Consider the following 17,151-nt stretch of genomic DNA (forward strand, 5'->3'; position numbering starts at 1 on the left):
ATTGCTTTGCAGTATGTGCGACCAGTAGTATTTGTTTTTTTAGTATTCTAAAGTACATTGTGCAGACTTCTTTGAGATCAGAAAACGATGAATTTAAATCCTGAGTTTTATAGCCGATACCAGTACTTCCTGATCGTTGATCTGGAAGCGACCTGTTGTGATCAGCGGTCGTTTCCACGAAACGAAATGGAGATCATTGAAATCGGTGCCGTCCTGGTGGCGCGTAGCGGGCTCGCTGTGGTAGACGAATTTCAGACGTTCATTCAGCCAGTCCGCAATCCACAACTCACGTCTTTTTGTACCCGGTTGACTTCAATCCGTCAGACAGACGTCGATCAGGCGCCCCGATTTCCAGACGCGCTGCAGGCGATGCTGTCCTGGCTTACTCCGTATGAGGACTACCTGTTCTGTTCGTGGGGAGACTATGATAAATCGCAGTTTATCCAGGACTGCCATTATCATCGCGTGGCGTATCCTTTCCCTGAGGCCCACCTGAATCTCAAAAAGCAGTTCTCGATTACCCAGGGGTTGAAAAAGAGATTTGGTATGGCGGGGGCCTTGCAGAAAGCGGGAATCCCGCTGCAGGGAACACATCACCGCGGCATCGACGATGCGCGGAATATGGCTAAGCTGATGCCCTGGATTATCGGGGGCGGGGCATAATTCTGGTTTTCAGTAAAATCTTCTAAAAAAATACACACAAATGACGTAAGAAGCAGGTTCATTCAGTACTCCCTGATTCCGTCGCTACTGCCAGTAAGGGTGCAGTAGTGACGTTGGCAGATTGTGCGTTATAAAGGGAGTTGAAGTTGAAATGATCTAAGTCGCGTCAATGTCAGTCTGGTCAAATCCAGACTGAAGTCCAGCCATTGTTTGCGTTTAGTTGAATCTTGGTTTACAATTAGTTCCATACAGGTTCTGGACAAAACTACCGGTAGAAAAGTCAATTCATAATTGACTTCCACGCTGCCAGTATGGAAAATATAAGTAGAGTCAGACCCTTTCGTTAACGAATTTAAAGCCCCAATCCCGTCAATCAAGCATCAGGCTGGGTAGCGACATTCACAATCAGGGAGTTATCGATGCGCAACTTCGTACCAGATTCCAGGCACTCATCCCGTCGTGGATTTACTTTGATTGAACTCCTGGTGGTGATGGCCATTATCGCGCTGTTAGCAGCGATGCTGCTGCCTGCAATTCAACGTGCTCGGGAAAGTGCCCGACGGACTCAGTGTATCAATAACCTGAAACAGATCAGTCTGGCGGCTCATAACTACGCGAACTCGTTTCGCAGTTTCCCATCCGGGTGGATCGAAGCGTTACCACTGGATGCGAATGGAAATCCGACCAACGGTCCCCAGAATGCCAATGTTGTCTTCAGTGAAGATGTCATGATTCCGGTTTATGGTAACAGTGGGGCTAACCAGTTTCGACTCGTGGAGTGGGAATTGTCACCCTGGTGGGGCTGGCAGTCTCTGATCCTGGGTGAGATGAATCAGGCAAATATCAATATTAATTACAATCTCTCGAAGTTCTCAACTGACAGTAAGAATGCGAGTACCATCGCCATCGAGAGTTATGTCTGCCCCTCTGCATCATTGCCTTCCAATCGACCCCGCAACCTGGGTTATTCGAACTATCGTGGTGTAGGGGGTTATCTGGAAGGGTTCTCAAATGTGATTCCCTACAGTGCCGATTTCAAGGGGGGCATGTTCGGTGCGAATAGCGGGACGAAGTTTCGGGATATTCCTGATGGGGAAACCAATACACTCCTGTTTGGTGAGTCTACCTTTGGTTTCTGGGCGGACAGTCACAGCTCCCTGGCAGGGTTTGTGAACAGTTCCACCGGAACGACTCACTTTAATGGTCAGAATTTTGATGGCACGCCTTATCAGGCATCCGGCGGTGCCCCCTTTCACATGACGTTTGGCTCCTGGCATGACGATGTGATCCACTTTGCCCTGGCCGATGGTTCTGCCAAATCGATGGCAAAAAATATCGATGCGAATCTGTTCCGTCAGCTGTGTGTGCGGAATGATGGCGAACGCATGAATGGTGAGTGGTAATCGCTGCCGCTTCAGGCACGTTCCACCGGGAATGCAATCACTTCCTGAAGTGTCTGCTTTCCTAACGCGAGCATGATCAGGCGATCCAGGCCGAGTGCGGTGCCTGCACAGTCAGGCAGGCCCGCTTCCATCGCCTGCAGAAGATAACTTTCTGCAGGCAACCGGAGACGATTCTCCCGTTCACGCAATGCAGACTGCTGGATGATCCTTGCCCGTAATTCGTCGGCATCGGTCAGTTCATGATAGCCATTGCAGATTTCGATGCCTTGCAGATAGAGCTCAAAACGCTCAGCCACTCCTGCGGAACCGGGATGATCTCCCTGTCTGATGCGCGCTAAGGCGGCCTGCGAGGCCGGGTAATCGTAGAGGAAGACCGCTTTTTTCTTGCGCAATGCCGGTTCGATCAGTTCTACCAGCAGCAGGTTCTGCCAGCTCAGGCAATTGGAGGTCTCAAAATCCGCTGGAACAGAAATGTCATGTCGGCGGGCGGTCTGCTGAAACTCTTCTGCCGTCGAATGCAGCCCGGAGAGACCGGCGAACTGCAGGAACGCATCTTCGTAGCTGAAGCGTTCAAACGGCTGAGCGGGTAATTCCAAAACTGTAGATCGATCCGGCAGAGACGCGGCCGTCTGATAGATGTGACGAATCAGCGCTTCCACAAAAGTCATCTGATCGTGGTGCGTTTCCCCCAGCCGATACCATTCGAGCATCGCAAATTCCGGGTTATGCATGGAGCCCCGTTCGGCCTGCCGGAACGCGTGGGTGATCTGATAGATCTGATCGGCACCAGCCGTCAGTAATCGTTTCATCGCGAATTCGGGCGATGTCTGCAGATAACGTGGTTCGCCTGCCGTGTTCGCTGCCCCCTCGACTGTATGCCAGTGAGTGAGAAACGGATCGATATAAGCATCAACGACAGTATCGCGGGAGATTAAAGGCGTTTCGACTTCCCAGTATCCCCGGGATTCAAAGAAGTGACGAATGGCGCGCAGTAACTGGCTGCGGTGTTGCAGCGTTTGAATAGTTGCCGTGGGCAGATAGTCGGAGTCTGGCTGATTCATTTTTCCGAAGCTGAATGATCTTCGCGGGAAAATAATGTGCGAATGGTTTCGATTCGTTTCCGGTTCACACCCAGATCCGAATGGCCGATACGCGAAGCGGAACGAACCTGAATCACATTCTGACGCGAATCAAACAGAAACTCAACGTCGTCTACAAAACGGAAGAGAAAGGATCGAAATTCGGCCCGCAGATAATCGCCTTCCTGATCCACAACCTGACAGCCTTTCTGCTGTTTGAGTATATCCAAAAGACGCTGGCGGGCTTCAGTCGGCGTTCCCGTGAAGGTCAGCGGTGCAATCTGATGCAGTTCGCTCTGGTCCTGTGAACAGACACAGTTGGGAGAATCGGGGCAGGGGGCCAGCCTGTCTTCGAAGGCGCCTGGTTGAGTCGCCGGTTTCGACATCCAGTTGATGCCGAGAATCAGCAGGTAAGCCGCGAATAAAAAAGAGACGCACCAGAAAATCAACATGTTTCTAATACGTCTCCTGTTGGATTGAGCAGGCGGTTGTGTGTTTATGGGTCTTGATCCATTTTCGAATCTGAAGTCTGAAACTGATCATCGTCGTCAAGCTGTGCTTGATATCCGGGTTTCTTAAACAGATCTTCTTTAAGAGATTGTAGCTGTTCCTCCTCGGCTGACAACTGTGCCCACTGGTTAGATAGTGAATCGACTTCGTCATTCAGGGATTCCAGAGAATAATTCTGTGCTCCTGGCTGTTTCGCTGCCGGGAGAGTCTGTTCTGCATTTTCTTCTGTCAGTTCCGTTTCATCAGGGATTTTACACGAGAGTAAGCTGCGTGCTTCATTCCAGCCTCGCAGAAACTGGGCTGTCGAAGCAATGGTGACAGCCAGTGCGGCCCACTTGAATACGCCCAGACTGTTGGATCCCCAGAATGCTTCTCCGAAGATGATCAAAGAGAACAGGATACAGAGCCCGCTCAGAATCCCTTTGAAGATTAAATCTGTTTTCTGGTGTTTGAGCGAATGCCGGGCGATGGCCATGCGGGCAGAATAGTTGGCAACATCACGGAACGAATTCATGGCGTTGCGGACGGCGTCCTTATCCTGCTGATGAGTGGGAGCCTGATTGAGGGTTGCCAGTTTTTCTTCCATTGAGATACTGGGATTTGCCTGCACTGTTTCTAACTGAGATTTTGTAGATGAACCGGCGTGCGTTGCTGGTTTCTGGCTGGAATGTCCTGCTGAGGGATTGGAGTGGGAAGTATTCGACGATCCGGATTTCCCACGTGCACGGGCCAGCAGTTGTTCCATATAAGCGGCGATTGAATTGGAATCTTCTGATTCAGCTTCCGGACTGTTACCGGCGGTCGATTCCGATGGAAGCTGTTGTTCCATCCCGGATGGATTCGATTCGTACTCTGGTGGAGCTTCCACTACCTCTGATTCATTCTTCTCTTTGAATAAATCGAGCAGGCTGGTTGTTTTCAATGGGACTGCCGGTTTGGTCTCGAGTTCCGATTCGAGCTCCGACTCAGCATAGTCATTGATGAATGACTGCAGCAATGAACCAGTCGCCTTCGTCTCGGTTTCTGTTTCGTCGGGGCAGGGTTCCGTTTCCCCCTCCTTTTCAAGTGGAGTTTGCAGCGAGGGTGAGTCATCGGGCAGGGAAGGACTGTCAGCAGAAGTCAGACCTACTTCGGCAAGCAGACTTTCCCGCTCTGCGAGTTCCTGTTCACGAATCTCTAAAATTCGTTCCCGGTCTTCCAGTTCTCCCCGATCCTTTTCGAATTGAATCTGATTCGATTTCAGTTGTTCCCGCTGGCGTGCAATCTCTTCACGATCGATACTCAACTGATCATGATCCAGAGCCAGTTTTTCTTTTTCCTGAGCCAGGTCTTCCAAAGCGGTCTGCTGATCAGAGGCTGCTGTCTGTTGCGAAAGAAGTTCTTCTTCCCGGTTTGATAACTGTTCTTCCCGTTGATTCAGTTCTGACTGTAATGTTTCAAGTTCGCCGCGCAGCTGTTCCAGCTCTTCCTGTTGCTGTTGGAGTTCTGCCTGTTCGACTGCCGTGGATTGCTCATCTGCCTCCGCTGGGTTCGGCTCTGCTGACTGTGACTGCAATTTTTCCTGAAGTTCAGTGACCTCCTGCTCCCTGGCTGTCAGTGCTGCTTCGCGTTTTTCGTATTCCTGCTCGCGAGCCGTAATTTCTTCCTGCTGACGCTCGCAGTCTGTACGTTCCTGTTCCAGTTCTGACTTTTGTTTCAGGAAATCGGTACGCTCTGTTTCCAGCTGCTCGCGTGCCAGGTTGAAATCGGTCAGTGATTCCTGGAACGTTGCCTGTTCCTGCTCCAGTTCCTGTTTCTGTTCTGCCAGTGTATTCTGCAGGGACTCCAGTTCTTCCTGTTGAGAAATCAACTGGCTTTCCCGTTCTTCAAAGGCGCGCAATTCTTCCTGATGTTTCTCTTGCTGATCCTGAAGCTCTGTCAGAGAGGTCTTCAACTTCTCCTGTTCGGCAGCCAGTTGCAACCGGTCACTTTCAAACTGTTCACGTTCCTGGTTCAACTCATCCAGCAATTCCTGGGAGGACACCTCTTCCGTGGCTGTATCCGGAGTCTCTTCCGCAGCGTTTCTTGAATCGATCTGCTTCGTTTCCAGCAGTGTTTCCTGTTCAGTCAGCGACTGTTCCCGTTTTTCCAGTTCCTGTTTCTGCAGATCCAGTTCCGTCTGATACTGTTCCAGGTTGGCCTGCTGTTCATCCAGTTGCTGTCGATCAGATTCCAATTCCCTCTGTTCCTCTTCCAGGGACTGGCGTGCATTTTCCCACTCAGATTGTGCTCTTTCAAAGCGAGATTTCTGTTCCTCAAACTCAGTAATCTGCTGATTCAGTTCTTCGCGTTCGCCCTGCAGTTTCTCCTGTTCTGATTCCAGGTCGGCAGTACGGGAAGTCAGCTCGGCCTGTAACTGCTCCAGCTGTTCCTGTTGTTCTGACATGCTGTTCTGACGCTGAGAAATCTCCGCATCCAGTTCTGTCAGAGACTGATTCTTCTGCTCTATTTCCGTCTGGAGTTTCCGTATTTTCGTCTGTTCTTCAGCCAGCGCAGTCTGTTGTGATTGAAACTCGGTCTGATCTGCTTCCAACTGCTGACGATTTTGTTTCAGCTGCTCCAGATCCTGCTGGAGTTGCTGCTGCCGTTGTTCCAGTTCGGTCTGCTGATCGCGTTGAGCGGCCAGCGACTCTTGCTCGGTTTCAATCTCCTGTTGCCGGGATTTCAGTTCCTGCTCCAGCGCCTGCAGTCTCTGCTGTTCTGTTTCCAGGCTGGCTTCGCGTTCGACCAGTCGGCTCTGTTCTTCCTGTAGCTGCCGTTCCCGTTCCTGGCAGGCCTGTTCAGCCTGTTTTGTAGAATGGTCCTGCTGCTCCTGTCGCTGGATTGCTGCTTCCAGATGGGCCTGTTCCGTTTCCAGTTCGGTTCGGGAGGCAGACTGCTCTGCTTCCAGATCCAGCCAGGCATGAGCCAGCTGGCGGGATTCTTCAGAGAGTACTTCCTGTGAAGAGCAGAGTTCTTTTTCCAGGCGGGTCAGTTGCTCTTGCTGCTGAGTCACCTGGTTCTGGTGTAAAAGGAGTTCTGACTGCTCGTGCGCGATCTCTCCTTTCAGTAGGTTCAACTGCTGCAGTTTCTGATCCAGTTCCAGGATGGATTCATCAAATGAACGGGAAGAGGCATCGAATTGAGGTTGTGGAGGATTCTGAGCCGCCTGTTCTCTCTCTGCGGTCAATTGCTTTTGCAAGCGAGCGAGTTCGGCTTCCTGCAACTGCATTTCCTTCTGCAGCTCCAGCTGTTCTGTTTCAATCTGTTTGATCAGTTTCTGTCGTTCCTGCAGCGCGCTTTGAAAGTTGGCAATTTCCATCAGTTCAGTAGGGATTTCAATCCGCCGGCTGGTAGTGGGATTCGCTGCCGGTGGGGGCTCTGGCGCTGGTTCTGAATCAGCGATCTGTTCGACCGATTCCACCTGGTACTCAATCGGGCCAATGAAAAATTTCGTGCCTGCAGTCAGTCTCAGCTGGCGTACTGGACGGTCATTGGACCAGATCCGGGGATCGATGGCCTTCAGAATGACATCGCTTTCCCCAACAATAATCCGGCAATGCTCTTCGGCAATGCCCGGGATCGCAATCTGAATCGGGCAGGTCGCAGCTGAGCCGACTTTGTATTCACCCGTGGTGAGATTGAGATAAGGCAGAGGATGTGTTAAAGGCTGCAGTGAAACCTGGAGAGTCGGCTCACCGGTGTTTTGTGTGATCTGCGCATGTGGGGATGATTTTGTTAACATCCTGATACTCCAAAAAATCGCGTCATTTGATTTTTGAATTGAGTCGGAAAGTATCCGTACTGACCATAATTGAGTGAGATCAACGTTGATGATTCAAAAAAGAAACATAGTATTTGTACTGGCATATACCTTGGAAAACCGGGTCGGTCAAACTTTTGGTTCTGCACAAATGGAGGGAATTCTCTTAAATAAAAGTGTCGGGTGACTGGACACGGAAATACCGGTTGTAGCGGTCAAAAGCCTGCCGTCATTTCCGAAAAATAGAGGAATTTCAGACAATATTGCTCATCCAGCGTCTCTCCACGGGAGAGACCTGTGACATCCACAGTCAGGATGCCTATAATAGGGGGAGTCAATTTCCATGCTCAGATTCATGGTAAATTCGCTTCGGGCAATACCTTACCTCGTGCAAAAGCGGTATCGATTTTATGGCTGACTGGCTGAAAATCCCTTCGAAAAACAAGCGTCGCGAGGAGGATATTCCCGAGCCTTATGAAATCGTCTGTGTTTGCGGTGTCAGCCTGTCAGGATATCGGCGGAAAGGCCCTTATCGACACGCCTGTCAGCAATGCAATGAAGCCTATTTTATTCTCCCGCGGAACACGTATCCTGCGCCCAAGGCCCGCAAAAAGAAGAAGCAGTTACCGAAACAGCAGCAGCTGTCCGATTTCATCCTGAATTCGGCATTTGTGACCCGCTTACGAGAGAAACGTAAAGCGAAGCAGGAGGCCCGGAAACCTGCGGAAGCGAATTCAGCGACCGAGGCCCGAGCAGAAGTCTCTCCGTTTGAACTGCCGGCACCCCGGACGCGTCTGATTACTCCTTTCCGGGGAATCCTGGCGGGGATCATTCTGATTGTGGGGCTGACCGGTTACGGCATCCTGCACAGCCGCAAAATGGAGCAGGCCAGCGATACACTCAAAGCCGCCACCCAGACCGGGGAGGAGATGCTGGAACAGGAAGACCTGATTGCCGCGAACGAAGCCTACCAGGAAGCATTCCAGGCGTTGACCGTTCTGGGGCGTGATGATCCTGCCGCCAACGAAATCCGCCAGACTTCACGCGAACTGCTGGCAATCAATACGCAAGCGGGCGCACCACTGTTCGAAATGGCTGAAGAAGCCGTCGATCAAATCAAACAGTCAGGGCTCGACAGCTGGAAAACCCTGTTTGATGTGCGCTACGCTGATTCCTGGATGATCTTTGAAGCAACACTTTCGCCTGTCGAGACACAGGAAGAGACAGAACCTACCCGATATCGACTGAATCTGCCCGTGCTGCTCGATGAATACACGCTCTACCTGGAATTGGATTCACCGGCGTTTGAAGAATATCTGAAAACACATCCGGGACAACCGGTCATATTTGCAGCACAAATCGCGGGCTTTCACCCGGATGCCAGTCGCCCTGATACCGGCATTATCAAGTTGAACGGCAAGACTGCTTTTCTCTGGTCGCATCTGAAACTTTATCAACTGCTGGGCATTGAGTTCGATGCGTTTCAGAATCGCGAACAGATCGAAAAGATTTTGAATCAACAATCCCATTACCTGGGGCTGACAGAATGAAAAAAACAGAATCGTACCTGCGATACTTAATCCTGTGCCTGGCAGTGCTTGGCGTTCAGGCTGTTTCCCAGGCCGCCGACCGCAGCATTCAGAATTTTGTCAGCCAGCGCGAGAAATGGGATAAGCTGATTGGTGTTTCACAGACACTGGAAGGACGCATCTCCACGTTCAATTCTCTGTCGCTGCGATTTCGCAACTGCCCGATCCCCTTTTATTATGCCGGTAATGTTCCGAAGCTGGATAACTCGGTGCAAAATGTGGAAGTGACCGGACAACTGGCGCGCGAGAATGGACGGCTGCTGTTTAAGATTACCAGTCTGAAAAAAATGCCGTCGGACATGGAGGCTTTCGTCACGGAAGAATCCAAAATTGACCTGACCAATCCCCGCGAATGGTATTCCCTGGGAGACTGGGCCACCAATCGTGCGGAATTTTATAACGATGACGAACTGAAAAAAATGGCACAGGACGCCTATCGCAAGGGGGTTAAAGCGGAGTACAACCAGCTGGTCGTCAAACAGCCGGAAACCCTGCTCAAACTGGCCAGCCGGGTTCAGGAATATAAACTCGATCCGCAATTCTCGCGGGAACTGCAGCATGAGGCACTGGTGCTCGAATGGGAGCAGCTGCAGAAACAGCCGAAAGCGGATGTAAAGCCGCTACTCAGTCAGATTCTGAAATTCTTCCCGACTGCAAAAACGCCTCAGAACAAAGACAATCCCCAGGAACGCGAGCAGTATCTGAAAAGTCAGAATGAAATCTTTCAGCAGTCGGACGAATCCAAACAAAACCGATTGATGCGCTGGTTCTATGCCGAGATTATACTCGACCGGATTCTGAAAAATCTGGCAGACGGAGGCAGCAATGGTTTTGAAATTGCTGCTGCTATTGCAAAGGAAATTCCTGAGCGGACCGAGCTGGTTCAAAAATATCAGAACATGCAGCTCGATTTTGATTTGAATCGCGTGGATGAACTGCCGCGTCAATATGTGCTCGATCTGTCACAGGAATTTCAGAGGCGGGGAATGAAAGACAAGGCCAGGCAGACGTTGGTAAACTGGATTGAATCCCGCCGTAAAAAACTGGACCCGAACGATGCCGACGGTCGTGTGCGGCTGGCCCGAGACCTGATGGAACTGACCGACGATAAACAGGCCGCCGCCAAAGTTCTGTTGCGCGCCTGGGAGCTGAATCCCAAATCGACGGAAGCATCGGTTCTGCTGGCAAGACTGGGGTTCATGCTGCAGGAAGATCAGTGGCTCAATCCAAAAGAAGTGAAAGAGTTTCGGGATGATCCGATTCGCAAGGCCATTCGAAACGGGACGGTCGTCGCGGGCATGAACCGGGATCAGGTCCAGAAGGTGCTCGGGGCACCTACCCAGATCGGCCGCAGTATTTCGGGGGGGAAAATCAATGAACTCTGGATTTACGGCGAAGTCAGCAATCAGTCGCTGGTCATTCAACTGGCCCGCAAACGTCGTTCGGATGAATTGACGGTGGTCCGGATTCGGAACGCACAGATGTCCGCATCACCCCTGACGGAAGAAGCGGATCCGGTCGAATAGCCGCCGGTACAAATCCGCAGTGATGATGCCGGGATGAAATTCGGTTCATATTCCGCAGTTTGAATCAATCAACATTGTCAGAATTCCGTTCAGCCACTATGGTTTAGCTCGATTTTAACCCGTGAGCAGTTACGCGCATCAGGGCGCAACTTCCCCGGGAATTTCTCCAGCTTGTATTGCCCCTCTGCAAGGATTGTACGCGGTGTCTGAAACGGAATTGAAGACAGAAGAATTGCCTCCCCTGTATCAGGATTCCTCCTTCTGGGGCATGACATTCACTCAGTTCTGGGGTGCCTTCAACGACAATCTGTATAAACAACTGGTGTTGCTGTTTTGTGCGCAGCAGGCTCTGCAGCTGCAGACCGACGATCAGCAGGGAACGGCGCTCGCCGTGTTTGCACTGCCGTTTGTCTTCTTCTCCGGACTGGGAGGCTGGTACGCCGACCGTCACACCAAGCGAACGATTGTCATTGCCTGCAAGGTTGCCGAAATCGTCATTGCGCTGCTGGCGATGGCTGCGTTTTTGACGGGAGCGTTTCTTCCGCTGTTGATTGTGCTGGGATTACTCAGCACGCAGAGCGCGATTTTCGGTCCTGCGAAATATGGCATTCTCCCCGAAATGCTCCGCGATGACGATCTGCCTCAGGCGAACGGCATCATCCAGATGACAACCTTCATTGCCATCATTTTTGGAATGGCGTCCGCGGGATTTGTCAAACAGGCGTTTCCCGATCAACTCTGGAAGACCAGCTATTTCTGCATCGGGATTGCCGTCATCGGGACGATTTCCTCGCTGTGGGTGCGTCGAACTCCGGTGGCCCATCCCGGCTTGCCTTTCAGTCCTTCCACTCTGGGGATCGATGCCGAAACACGCGGGCTGTTGCGAAATGATCGTCGGCTGTTATCGGTATTGTTGATCTCTTCCGTCTTCTGGTTCGTAGGCGGCATTGTCCAGCCGCTGGTGAACATTTTTGGCATCGGTCAACTTCACATCAGCGAAAGCCGCACCAGTCTGATGGCGGCTTGCATGGGCGTGGGCATTTCACTCGGCTGCATTGTCGCGGGGCGCGCGTCGCGGAAACGGGTCAATTTCAAACTGGTGACGACGGGAGCGTGGGGACTCGTCGTTTGCCTGGCCGTGATGGCAGGTTTTGGCTGGTGGGCCACTCCCGAAACAGGCGAAGCGGTCCCGCAGACTGATGTCTCCCTCTGGGCTTCGTTTATTCCCCTCAGCACCACCGAATGGCTGGCGCGGGGCGTGCTCACGCTGCTGGGATTCTTTGCCGGTCTGTTTGTCGTGCCGCTGCAAGTGGAACTGCAGACACGTCCCCCCAAATCGCTGAAAGGGCGGATGATTGGGGCGATGAATCTGATTAACTGGATTGGCATCGTGCTTTCCGCGTTGTTTTTTGGCATCTTTACCAAGGTCTTGAACGCCTGCAACTGGCCGATGAGTAATGTCTTTCTGTTCCTGGCCGCAGTCATTCTGCCCATCGCCATCCTGTATCATCCGAAAGATGAGATATTATCTCACGATCGCCCCTGAAGTTTTCAAACTTTCGCTTGACCGTTCGCCTGCATGGTTAAGAATTAAGGGAGAGCGACTCTTACTGATTTGAAGACTGGACCGTGATGACCCGAGAATTTGAGTTTAACCCCGCCAACGTCAACACGATCCTTTCGCAAACCTGGCGATATCTGCAGGCCGCTATTGAAACAGAGACACATCCCTGGCGTCTGGGAATGCTGTCCACTGTTTTTGAAGGTCGTCCCCGTGTACGAACGGTCGTGTTACGGGACATTCAGCCGGAACGCCGCGAACTGATCTGCTATACGGATCGACGGTCGGACAAGATCGACGAACTCGAACAGACACCCTGGATGGAATGGGTTGCCTACGATTCGACGACGCGTGTGCAGATTCGCCTGCGCGGAGAAGCGACCGTGCATGCCGGCGATGACATCTCAGCCGCACATTGGGAGAAAAGCAGTCCCGAACATCGACGTGGTTACATTACCGTCGCGGAACCGGGTACCAGAAGTGAGACTCCCGAACCGAATCTGCCCGACTATCTGTTTGACCGTCTGCCTAATGACGAAGAGGCACAGCTGGGTTACCAGAACTTCGCCGTGATCGTCTGCCGCATCGATCATCTCGACTGGCTGCAGCTCCGCAGAAACGGTCATCTGGCGGCTCAGTTCCTCTGGACTGACAAATGGGAAGGCCACTGGAAATTTGCCTGAGACTCTGTTTAAATAGAATCTCGGAATTGAACGCAGCAAATCGTTTCCAGGAAAAAATCACATGGCATGGCAACGCTTGATTTCCATCGGTCTGGTTCTGGGCCTGTTGCTCCTCGCGTTCGGCTTAATTATGCCGGCGGTTTTTCAAGCTCGTGAAGCAGCACGCCGCAGTTCTGCCAAGAATAATCTCAAGCAGATTGGCCTGGCACTTCATAATTATCACGACACTCATCATTGCTTGCCTCCTGGTGGAACCATCCGCGAGGACGACGTCGCGATGCAGGGCTGGATCGCCATGATGATGCCGTATCTCGATGCCAGCCCGTATTACAGCTGGCTGGATTTTAACGAGTCCTGGCAGAGTACCGAAAACCGGTATGTGTTCGATCAGAAATTGTTCGTATTTTTAATACCCGGCGTCGAACAGCAATATACCGATTCTGGATACGCTCTGACTCACATCATGGGAAATCCGAACCTGCTGCATCGTAACAGTGATGTAACTTTCGAAGAAATGACAAACGGTTCGTCGTTTACCTGGCTCGCAGGGGAAACGACCGGTGATTTTCAACCCTGGTGTTACCCCTTCAACTGGCGTCCGCTGGGAACAAAGCTGTGCCAGGGATCAGCCAGCTATGGACGTCCCGAATGGGGAGGCGGGCATATCCTGTTTGCGGACGGGCATATCAAATTCTTTACGGACGCGACTTCAGCTCAAATGCTGCAGCGCTACGACGCGGCACCCCCCGTTGCGACGAAAGCAGAGACTGCCGTTCCCAAAAAAGTGTTTCAGACCGGCGATTTTCACTGGGATCGCATCGATCTGCAGTCTGATCCTAAAGCGCGGGATAAATATTTTGCAACTGGCCTCAAGGGGGCTGCAAACGATTTACTCAAGCTCAACGTGTATAGTCAGATTTTGTTAACGGAAGAAGAGCAGGAACAGCCAAAGCTCTATCTGAAAGGTCCACGACTCTTGTTCGAGATCGATTCCACCACTGACATTGCAGCCGCACTGAAGGAAACTCCCCTCGTCGATGCCACAACTCCCGAACAGCTGGAAGCGAATGTCAAAATGCTGCAGGCACTGCAGAAACGGTTGCAGAAATAAGAACTGAACTGACAAGGGGATTGTTTCTCGCTGGTTGCAGGCACTATGATAAACATTGTGAGAAGTGTGAAAACATCAATGGTCCCCGAATCATAATGCGGGAGGCGGGAGACATGACCAGACAACGTTGGTTGGAACTGGGAGTCGTGGCAGGCATCATTACACTGTTGCTTGCCCTCCTGCTGCCGGCGGTGCATCGAGCCCGCGAAGAGGCGCGCAGGTCGACTTCAAAGAACAACCTGAAACAGATTGGCCTGGCGCTGCACAATTATCATGATACACATCTATGTTTTCCCCCCGGAGGAACTATCCGCGGGGATGGATTAGCCATGCATGGCTGGATGATGATGATCATGCCATATCTCGATGCCAGTCCCTATTACAATATGGTTGATTCTTCTCTGCCCTGGAACAGCCCGGAGAATTTTCCGGTCTGCGAACTGTCGAAACCCGTGTATCAGATTCCTGAAACGGATATGGGGCTGACCAGCGATGGTCAAGGTGTGACTTTTTATCTGGGAAATCCGAATCTGATGCACCGTAACAGTTCGATCGCTCTCAGAGATCTGAAAGGGGGCGTCGCTCATAACTGGTTGGCGGGCGAAGTTGCTGGTAACTTTCAGCCATGGGCTTACCCCTTCAACTGGCGAGCACTGGGAACTAAACTCTGTGATGGACTGAACAGCTTCGGATACCCTGCCTGGGATGGGGCACATATTTTACTTGCTGATGGCAAAGTGTCTTACTTTTCAAAGCAGACTTCACCTGAAGTTCTTAAGCGAATGGCAGAGTTGCCTCCTGTTGCAACCAGCGAACAGGTCCAGGTTCCTGACCGCAAGTTTAACATCGGTGATTACTGCTGGGAAAGCATGAACCTGGATTCTAATCCCGAAGGGATCAATCAATATATCGTCAAGGTTCTACGAGACCCGTCCGGGAGGCCTTTATCAATGAATGTCTGCTTCAAGTTTATCAATAGACCAGGAGATATACCTGAATATAAAGGAAAGGGAGCCGCATTTCAGTTCCTGGCACACATCAGTCCGGAGACAGACATAGACTCCTTACTCAAATCTACAGTACTTGTAGAAGAGACAACACCACAGCAACTGGAAGCGAATGTGAAACTATTGCAGAGCCTGCAGAGTCGGTTGCCTAAAATAGAACCTGGCCATCAGGAAATCTGAGCGACCATGATCAAAACCATGTGAGGCGGGAGACATTAACATGCAGCGCTGGATTACCATTGGCGTCGTTTTGGTGTTGATTGTTCTGGTAATCGGCCTGTTGTTGCCGGCGGTGCACCAGACACGCGAAGCGGCCCGCAAGTCGGTCTCCAAGAACAACCTGAAACAGATCGGTCTGGCGGTGCTAAATTATGAAGATGCTCATCGATGTCTGCCTTCCGGCGGGGGCATTCGTGAAGATGGTACAGCGATGCAGGGCTGGTTGACTATGTACCTGCCATTCATGGACGCCAGCCCGGATTATAACAGGATCAATATGCACACAGGCTGGGATAGTCCAGCTAATCTTGAAGTGACAGAAACAATCCGTCCAGCCTACCTGAATCCAGATGCCACGGCAAATTACACGAGCACCGGTTTTGGGCTCACTCATTACCTGGGAAACCCGCATCTTTTCTATCGTAACAGCAGTGTCACTTTCGACCAGATGGAGATGGGTGCCGCAAATACCTGGGTGACAGGGGAAGTGGCGGGAAATTATCAGCCATGGGCTTATCCTTTCAACTGGCGGCCTCTGGGAAAACAACTGTGTACTGGGCCGGGGAGTTTTGGCTTCCCGAAATGGAAGGGGGGGCATCTGCTGTTTGCCGATGGCAGCGTCTCATTCTTTTCCGATCAGACGGCACCTGAAATACTGAATCAAATTGCCATCGCCCCTCCCGTTCCGAAACTGGTACAAATGGCGGTTCCCGGCAAACAGTTTGAAACAGGTATATTTCATTGGAAACAGATGCCCCTCCAGACAGATCAGCAAAGCGATCGCTCTTATTTTGCGAAACTGCTCGAAATCAGCGATGAGCAGCCGATACTGATTCAGCTTTTCAGGAACAGCCACAGAGAGCTTCAGGAAGAAGAGAAGCAACTGATGGACATGGAAGAAATTAGAACGTTTAATGTGTCCCGGTTGCTGTTACGGATCGACAAGACAACGGATATTTCTCAGGTTTTGAATACCAGTTCCCTGTCAGAAGATGCTAGCCCCTCTCAAATGAAGATCATTCTCAATCAGCTTGAATCTCTGCAGAAACGGTTGCCCTGACACGGAGCTCTGCTGGCAGGCAACGTTTCAGCCTTGTGATTTGGCTGACAGGATGTTTCACTATGAGGTGGAATTAGTCTGACTTGTAATACGAAGTTTGAGATCCGGGAAGCATGAATCACGAATCAGAGGCAGTAGCAGAGTCGATCTCCGGTGAGCAGTGGCTCCGGGAAGTGCCGGTTTCTCTGAAGCAGGTCAGGCGGGGTCTCAATCTGTTGATTTATGGCGGTGTGCTCATTTTTCTCGCGGCGGTCGGTGTGCTGTATTTTCTGTTTGGTACCGAGATGCAGACCCTGTTTATGAACGTTCTGCCGGTCGTTTCATTCTCGGGAAATCTGATTGTCTTCATCGGCACGATTTTATGTCTATCGATACCGGAGCAGGCTGGTGCCCGCAGATTACTGATCGGCGCAGCTATCGGCTTTTTCGCTAAACTGATATTTTCCGGTACCATATTTTTTGATACCGAAGTGCTGAACCTGCCTGTAGCGCTGTTCCTGAAGCTGTCCGGGAATATTGGTTTGATCCTCCTTGCTCTGGCCCTGCGAAAACTCCTGCTGTATCTCAATCGTTCTGACCAGATGCTGAAAGTCTACGGCCTGCTGGCTTCGACGGTCCTGTTTCTGATGGGATCGTGGTGTCTGGAAGTGGTGGCAGATCTGGGACTGGTGGAAATCAAATTAATTACCATTTACTCAGTGATGCTGGTGGGGTTCTTTCTGAATCCCTGGTTCCTGTTCGGTCTCAGGAAGGTATTACGGTAAATCTGGACACACGCCGGGCAGAATCGCTGCCGGGGACTCCCGTGGCGGACAGAGAGCCGCCGGTCAGAGCTTTTTAAGCTGATTTCGTCCGAAAATTGACTCCAGGAAACGAAAATCTGCATTTCTTTACACTGAAACCGGCCAGAGTCGGGGGATCAGCTTGACGCATAAATTCAGGGGCAATATACTCGCGCG

Annotated in this window: 13 protein-coding genes; 10 read left to right on the forward strand and 3 right to left on the reverse strand. The window is 51.4% G+C overall.

Going from position 1 to position 17,151, the window contains the following annotated elements; translation table 11 throughout:
* Positions 1-87 precede the first annotated feature (87 nt).
* Together ACN0YN_RS22065 and ACN0YN_RS22070 are read left to right on the forward strand one after the other, a co-directional pair.
* Positions 88-663 (forward strand): exonuclease domain-containing protein, encoded by a 576-nt coding sequence (locus ACN0YN_RS22065; RefSeq protein WP_417387188.1) that lies wholly within the window; start codon positions 88-90, stop codon positions 661-663.
* Positions 664-1,082: 419 nt separating this feature from the next.
* Positions 1,083-2,066: a DUF1559 domain-containing protein gene (locus ACN0YN_RS22070; protein ID WP_417387189.1), complete on the forward strand. Its 984-nt coding sequence runs from the start codon at positions 1,083-1,085 to the stop codon at positions 2,064-2,066.
* 11 nt (positions 2,067-2,077) lie between these two features.
* Here the strand turns inward: ACN0YN_RS22070 and epmA are convergent, their stop codons facing one another.
* The 3 genes from epmA to ACN0YN_RS22085 are packed head-to-tail and all read right to left on the reverse strand — an operon-like array spanning position 2,078 to position 7,418.
* Positions 2,078-3,127, reverse strand: coding sequence for an EF-P lysine aminoacylase EpmA (gene epmA / locus ACN0YN_RS22075; protein ID WP_417387190.1), 1,050 nt, complete (start codon positions 3,125-3,127; stop codon positions 2,078-2,080).
* Positions 3,124-3,597, reverse strand: coding sequence for a DUF1499 domain-containing protein (locus ACN0YN_RS22080; RefSeq protein ID WP_417387191.1), 474 nt, complete (start codon positions 3,595-3,597; stop codon positions 3,124-3,126). Before ACN0YN_RS22080 ends, epmA begins: the two co-directional genes overlap by 4 nt.
* Before the next feature lie 44 nt (positions 3,598-3,641).
* A complete protein-coding gene (locus ACN0YN_RS22085; protein WP_417387192.1) occupies positions 3,642-7,418 on the reverse strand; it encodes a hypothetical protein in 3,777 nt (1,258 codons plus the stop codon).
* 428 nt (positions 7,419-7,846) lie between these two features.
* Between ACN0YN_RS22085 and ACN0YN_RS22090 the strand changes: the two genes are divergently transcribed.
* The 8 genes from ACN0YN_RS22090 (at position 7,847) to ACN0YN_RS22125 (ending at position 16,956) form a co-directional block, all read left to right on the forward strand.
* Complete coding sequence (locus tag ACN0YN_RS22090) at positions 7,847-8,986, forward strand: hypothetical protein (protein WP_417387193.1); 1,140 nt, start codon at positions 7,847-7,849, stop codon at positions 8,984-8,986.
* Positions 8,983-10,551, forward strand: coding sequence for a hypothetical protein (locus tag ACN0YN_RS22095; RefSeq protein ID WP_417387194.1), 1,569 nt, complete (start codon positions 8,983-8,985; stop codon positions 10,549-10,551). The genes ACN0YN_RS22090 and ACN0YN_RS22095 overlap by 4 nt, the downstream gene beginning before the upstream one ends.
* A gap of 202 nt (positions 10,552-10,753) precedes the next feature.
* On the forward strand, positions 10,754-12,097 hold the full coding sequence (locus tag ACN0YN_RS22100; protein ID WP_417387195.1) for an MFS transporter: 1,344 nt from the start codon (positions 10,754-10,756) through the stop codon (positions 12,095-12,097).
* Positions 12,098-12,183: 86 nt separating this feature from the next.
* Positions 12,184-12,795: a pyridoxamine 5'-phosphate oxidase family protein gene (locus ACN0YN_RS22105; RefSeq protein WP_417387196.1), complete on the forward strand. Its 612-nt coding sequence runs from the start codon at positions 12,184-12,186 to the stop codon at positions 12,793-12,795.
* A gap of 61 nt (positions 12,796-12,856) precedes the next feature.
* Positions 12,857-13,906 carry a DUF1559 domain-containing protein gene (locus ACN0YN_RS22110; protein ID WP_417387197.1) on the forward strand — a complete coding sequence of 350 codons (1,050 nt, stop codon included), beginning with the start codon at positions 12,857-12,859 and terminating at the stop codon, positions 13,904-13,906.
* 113 nt (positions 13,907-14,019) lie between these two features.
* Entirely contained in the window at positions 14,020-15,093 is a 1,074-nt protein-coding gene (locus ACN0YN_RS22115; RefSeq protein WP_417387198.1) for a DUF1559 domain-containing protein, read from the forward strand.
* Positions 15,094-15,133: 40 nt separating this feature from the next.
* Positions 15,134-16,192 (forward strand): DUF1559 domain-containing protein, encoded by a 1,059-nt coding sequence (locus tag ACN0YN_RS22120; RefSeq protein ID WP_417387199.1) that lies wholly within the window; start codon positions 15,134-15,136, stop codon positions 16,190-16,192.
* 113 nt (positions 16,193-16,305) lie between these two features.
* Positions 16,306-16,956, forward strand: a complete 651-nt coding sequence (locus ACN0YN_RS22125; protein WP_417387200.1) for a hypothetical protein — start codon at positions 16,306-16,308, stop codon at positions 16,954-16,956.
* The last annotated feature ends 195 nt before the right edge of the window (positions 16,957-17,151 follow it).

This window comes from Gimesia sp. (assembly GCF_048260065.1).
Lineage (GTDB): Bacteria > Planctomycetota > Planctomycetia > Planctomycetales > Planctomycetaceae > Gimesia.

Excerpts from the sequence above, each read along its gene's own strand:
- ACN0YN_RS22065 (WP_417387188.1), top strand. The coding sequence starts at position 88 with ATGAATTTAAATCCTGAGTTTTATAGCCGATACCAGTACTTCCTGATC.
- ACN0YN_RS22070 (WP_417387189.1), top strand. The coding sequence starts at position 1,083 with ATGCGCAACTTCGTACCAGATTCCAGGCACTCATCCCGTCGTGGATTT.
- epmA (WP_417387190.1), bottom strand. The coding sequence starts at position 3,127 with ATGAATCAGCCAGACTCCGACTATCTGCCCACGGCAACTATTCAAACG.
- ACN0YN_RS22080 (WP_417387191.1), bottom strand. The coding sequence starts at position 3,597 with ATGTTGATTTTCTGGTGCGTCTCTTTTTTATTCGCGGCTTACCTGCTG.
- ACN0YN_RS22085 (WP_417387192.1), bottom strand. The coding sequence starts at position 7,418 with ATGTTAACAAAATCATCCCCACATGCGCAGATCACACAAAACACCGGT.
- ACN0YN_RS22090 (WP_417387193.1), top strand. The coding sequence starts at position 7,847 with ATGGCTGACTGGCTGAAAATCCCTTCGAAAAACAAGCGTCGCGAGGAG.
- ACN0YN_RS22095 (WP_417387194.1), top strand. The coding sequence starts at position 8,983 with ATGAAAAAAACAGAATCGTACCTGCGATACTTAATCCTGTGCCTGGCA.
- ACN0YN_RS22105 (WP_417387196.1), top strand. The coding sequence starts at position 12,184 with ATGACCCGAGAATTTGAGTTTAACCCCGCCAACGTCAACACGATCCTT.
- ACN0YN_RS22110 (WP_417387197.1), top strand. The coding sequence starts at position 12,857 with ATGGCATGGCAACGCTTGATTTCCATCGGTCTGGTTCTGGGCCTGTTG.
- ACN0YN_RS22115 (WP_417387198.1), top strand. The coding sequence starts at position 14,020 with ATGACCAGACAACGTTGGTTGGAACTGGGAGTCGTGGCAGGCATCATT.
- ACN0YN_RS22120 (WP_417387199.1), top strand. The coding sequence starts at position 15,134 with ATGCAGCGCTGGATTACCATTGGCGTCGTTTTGGTGTTGATTGTTCTG.
- ACN0YN_RS22125 (WP_417387200.1), top strand. The coding sequence starts at position 16,306 with ATGAATCACGAATCAGAGGCAGTAGCAGAGTCGATCTCCGGTGAGCAG.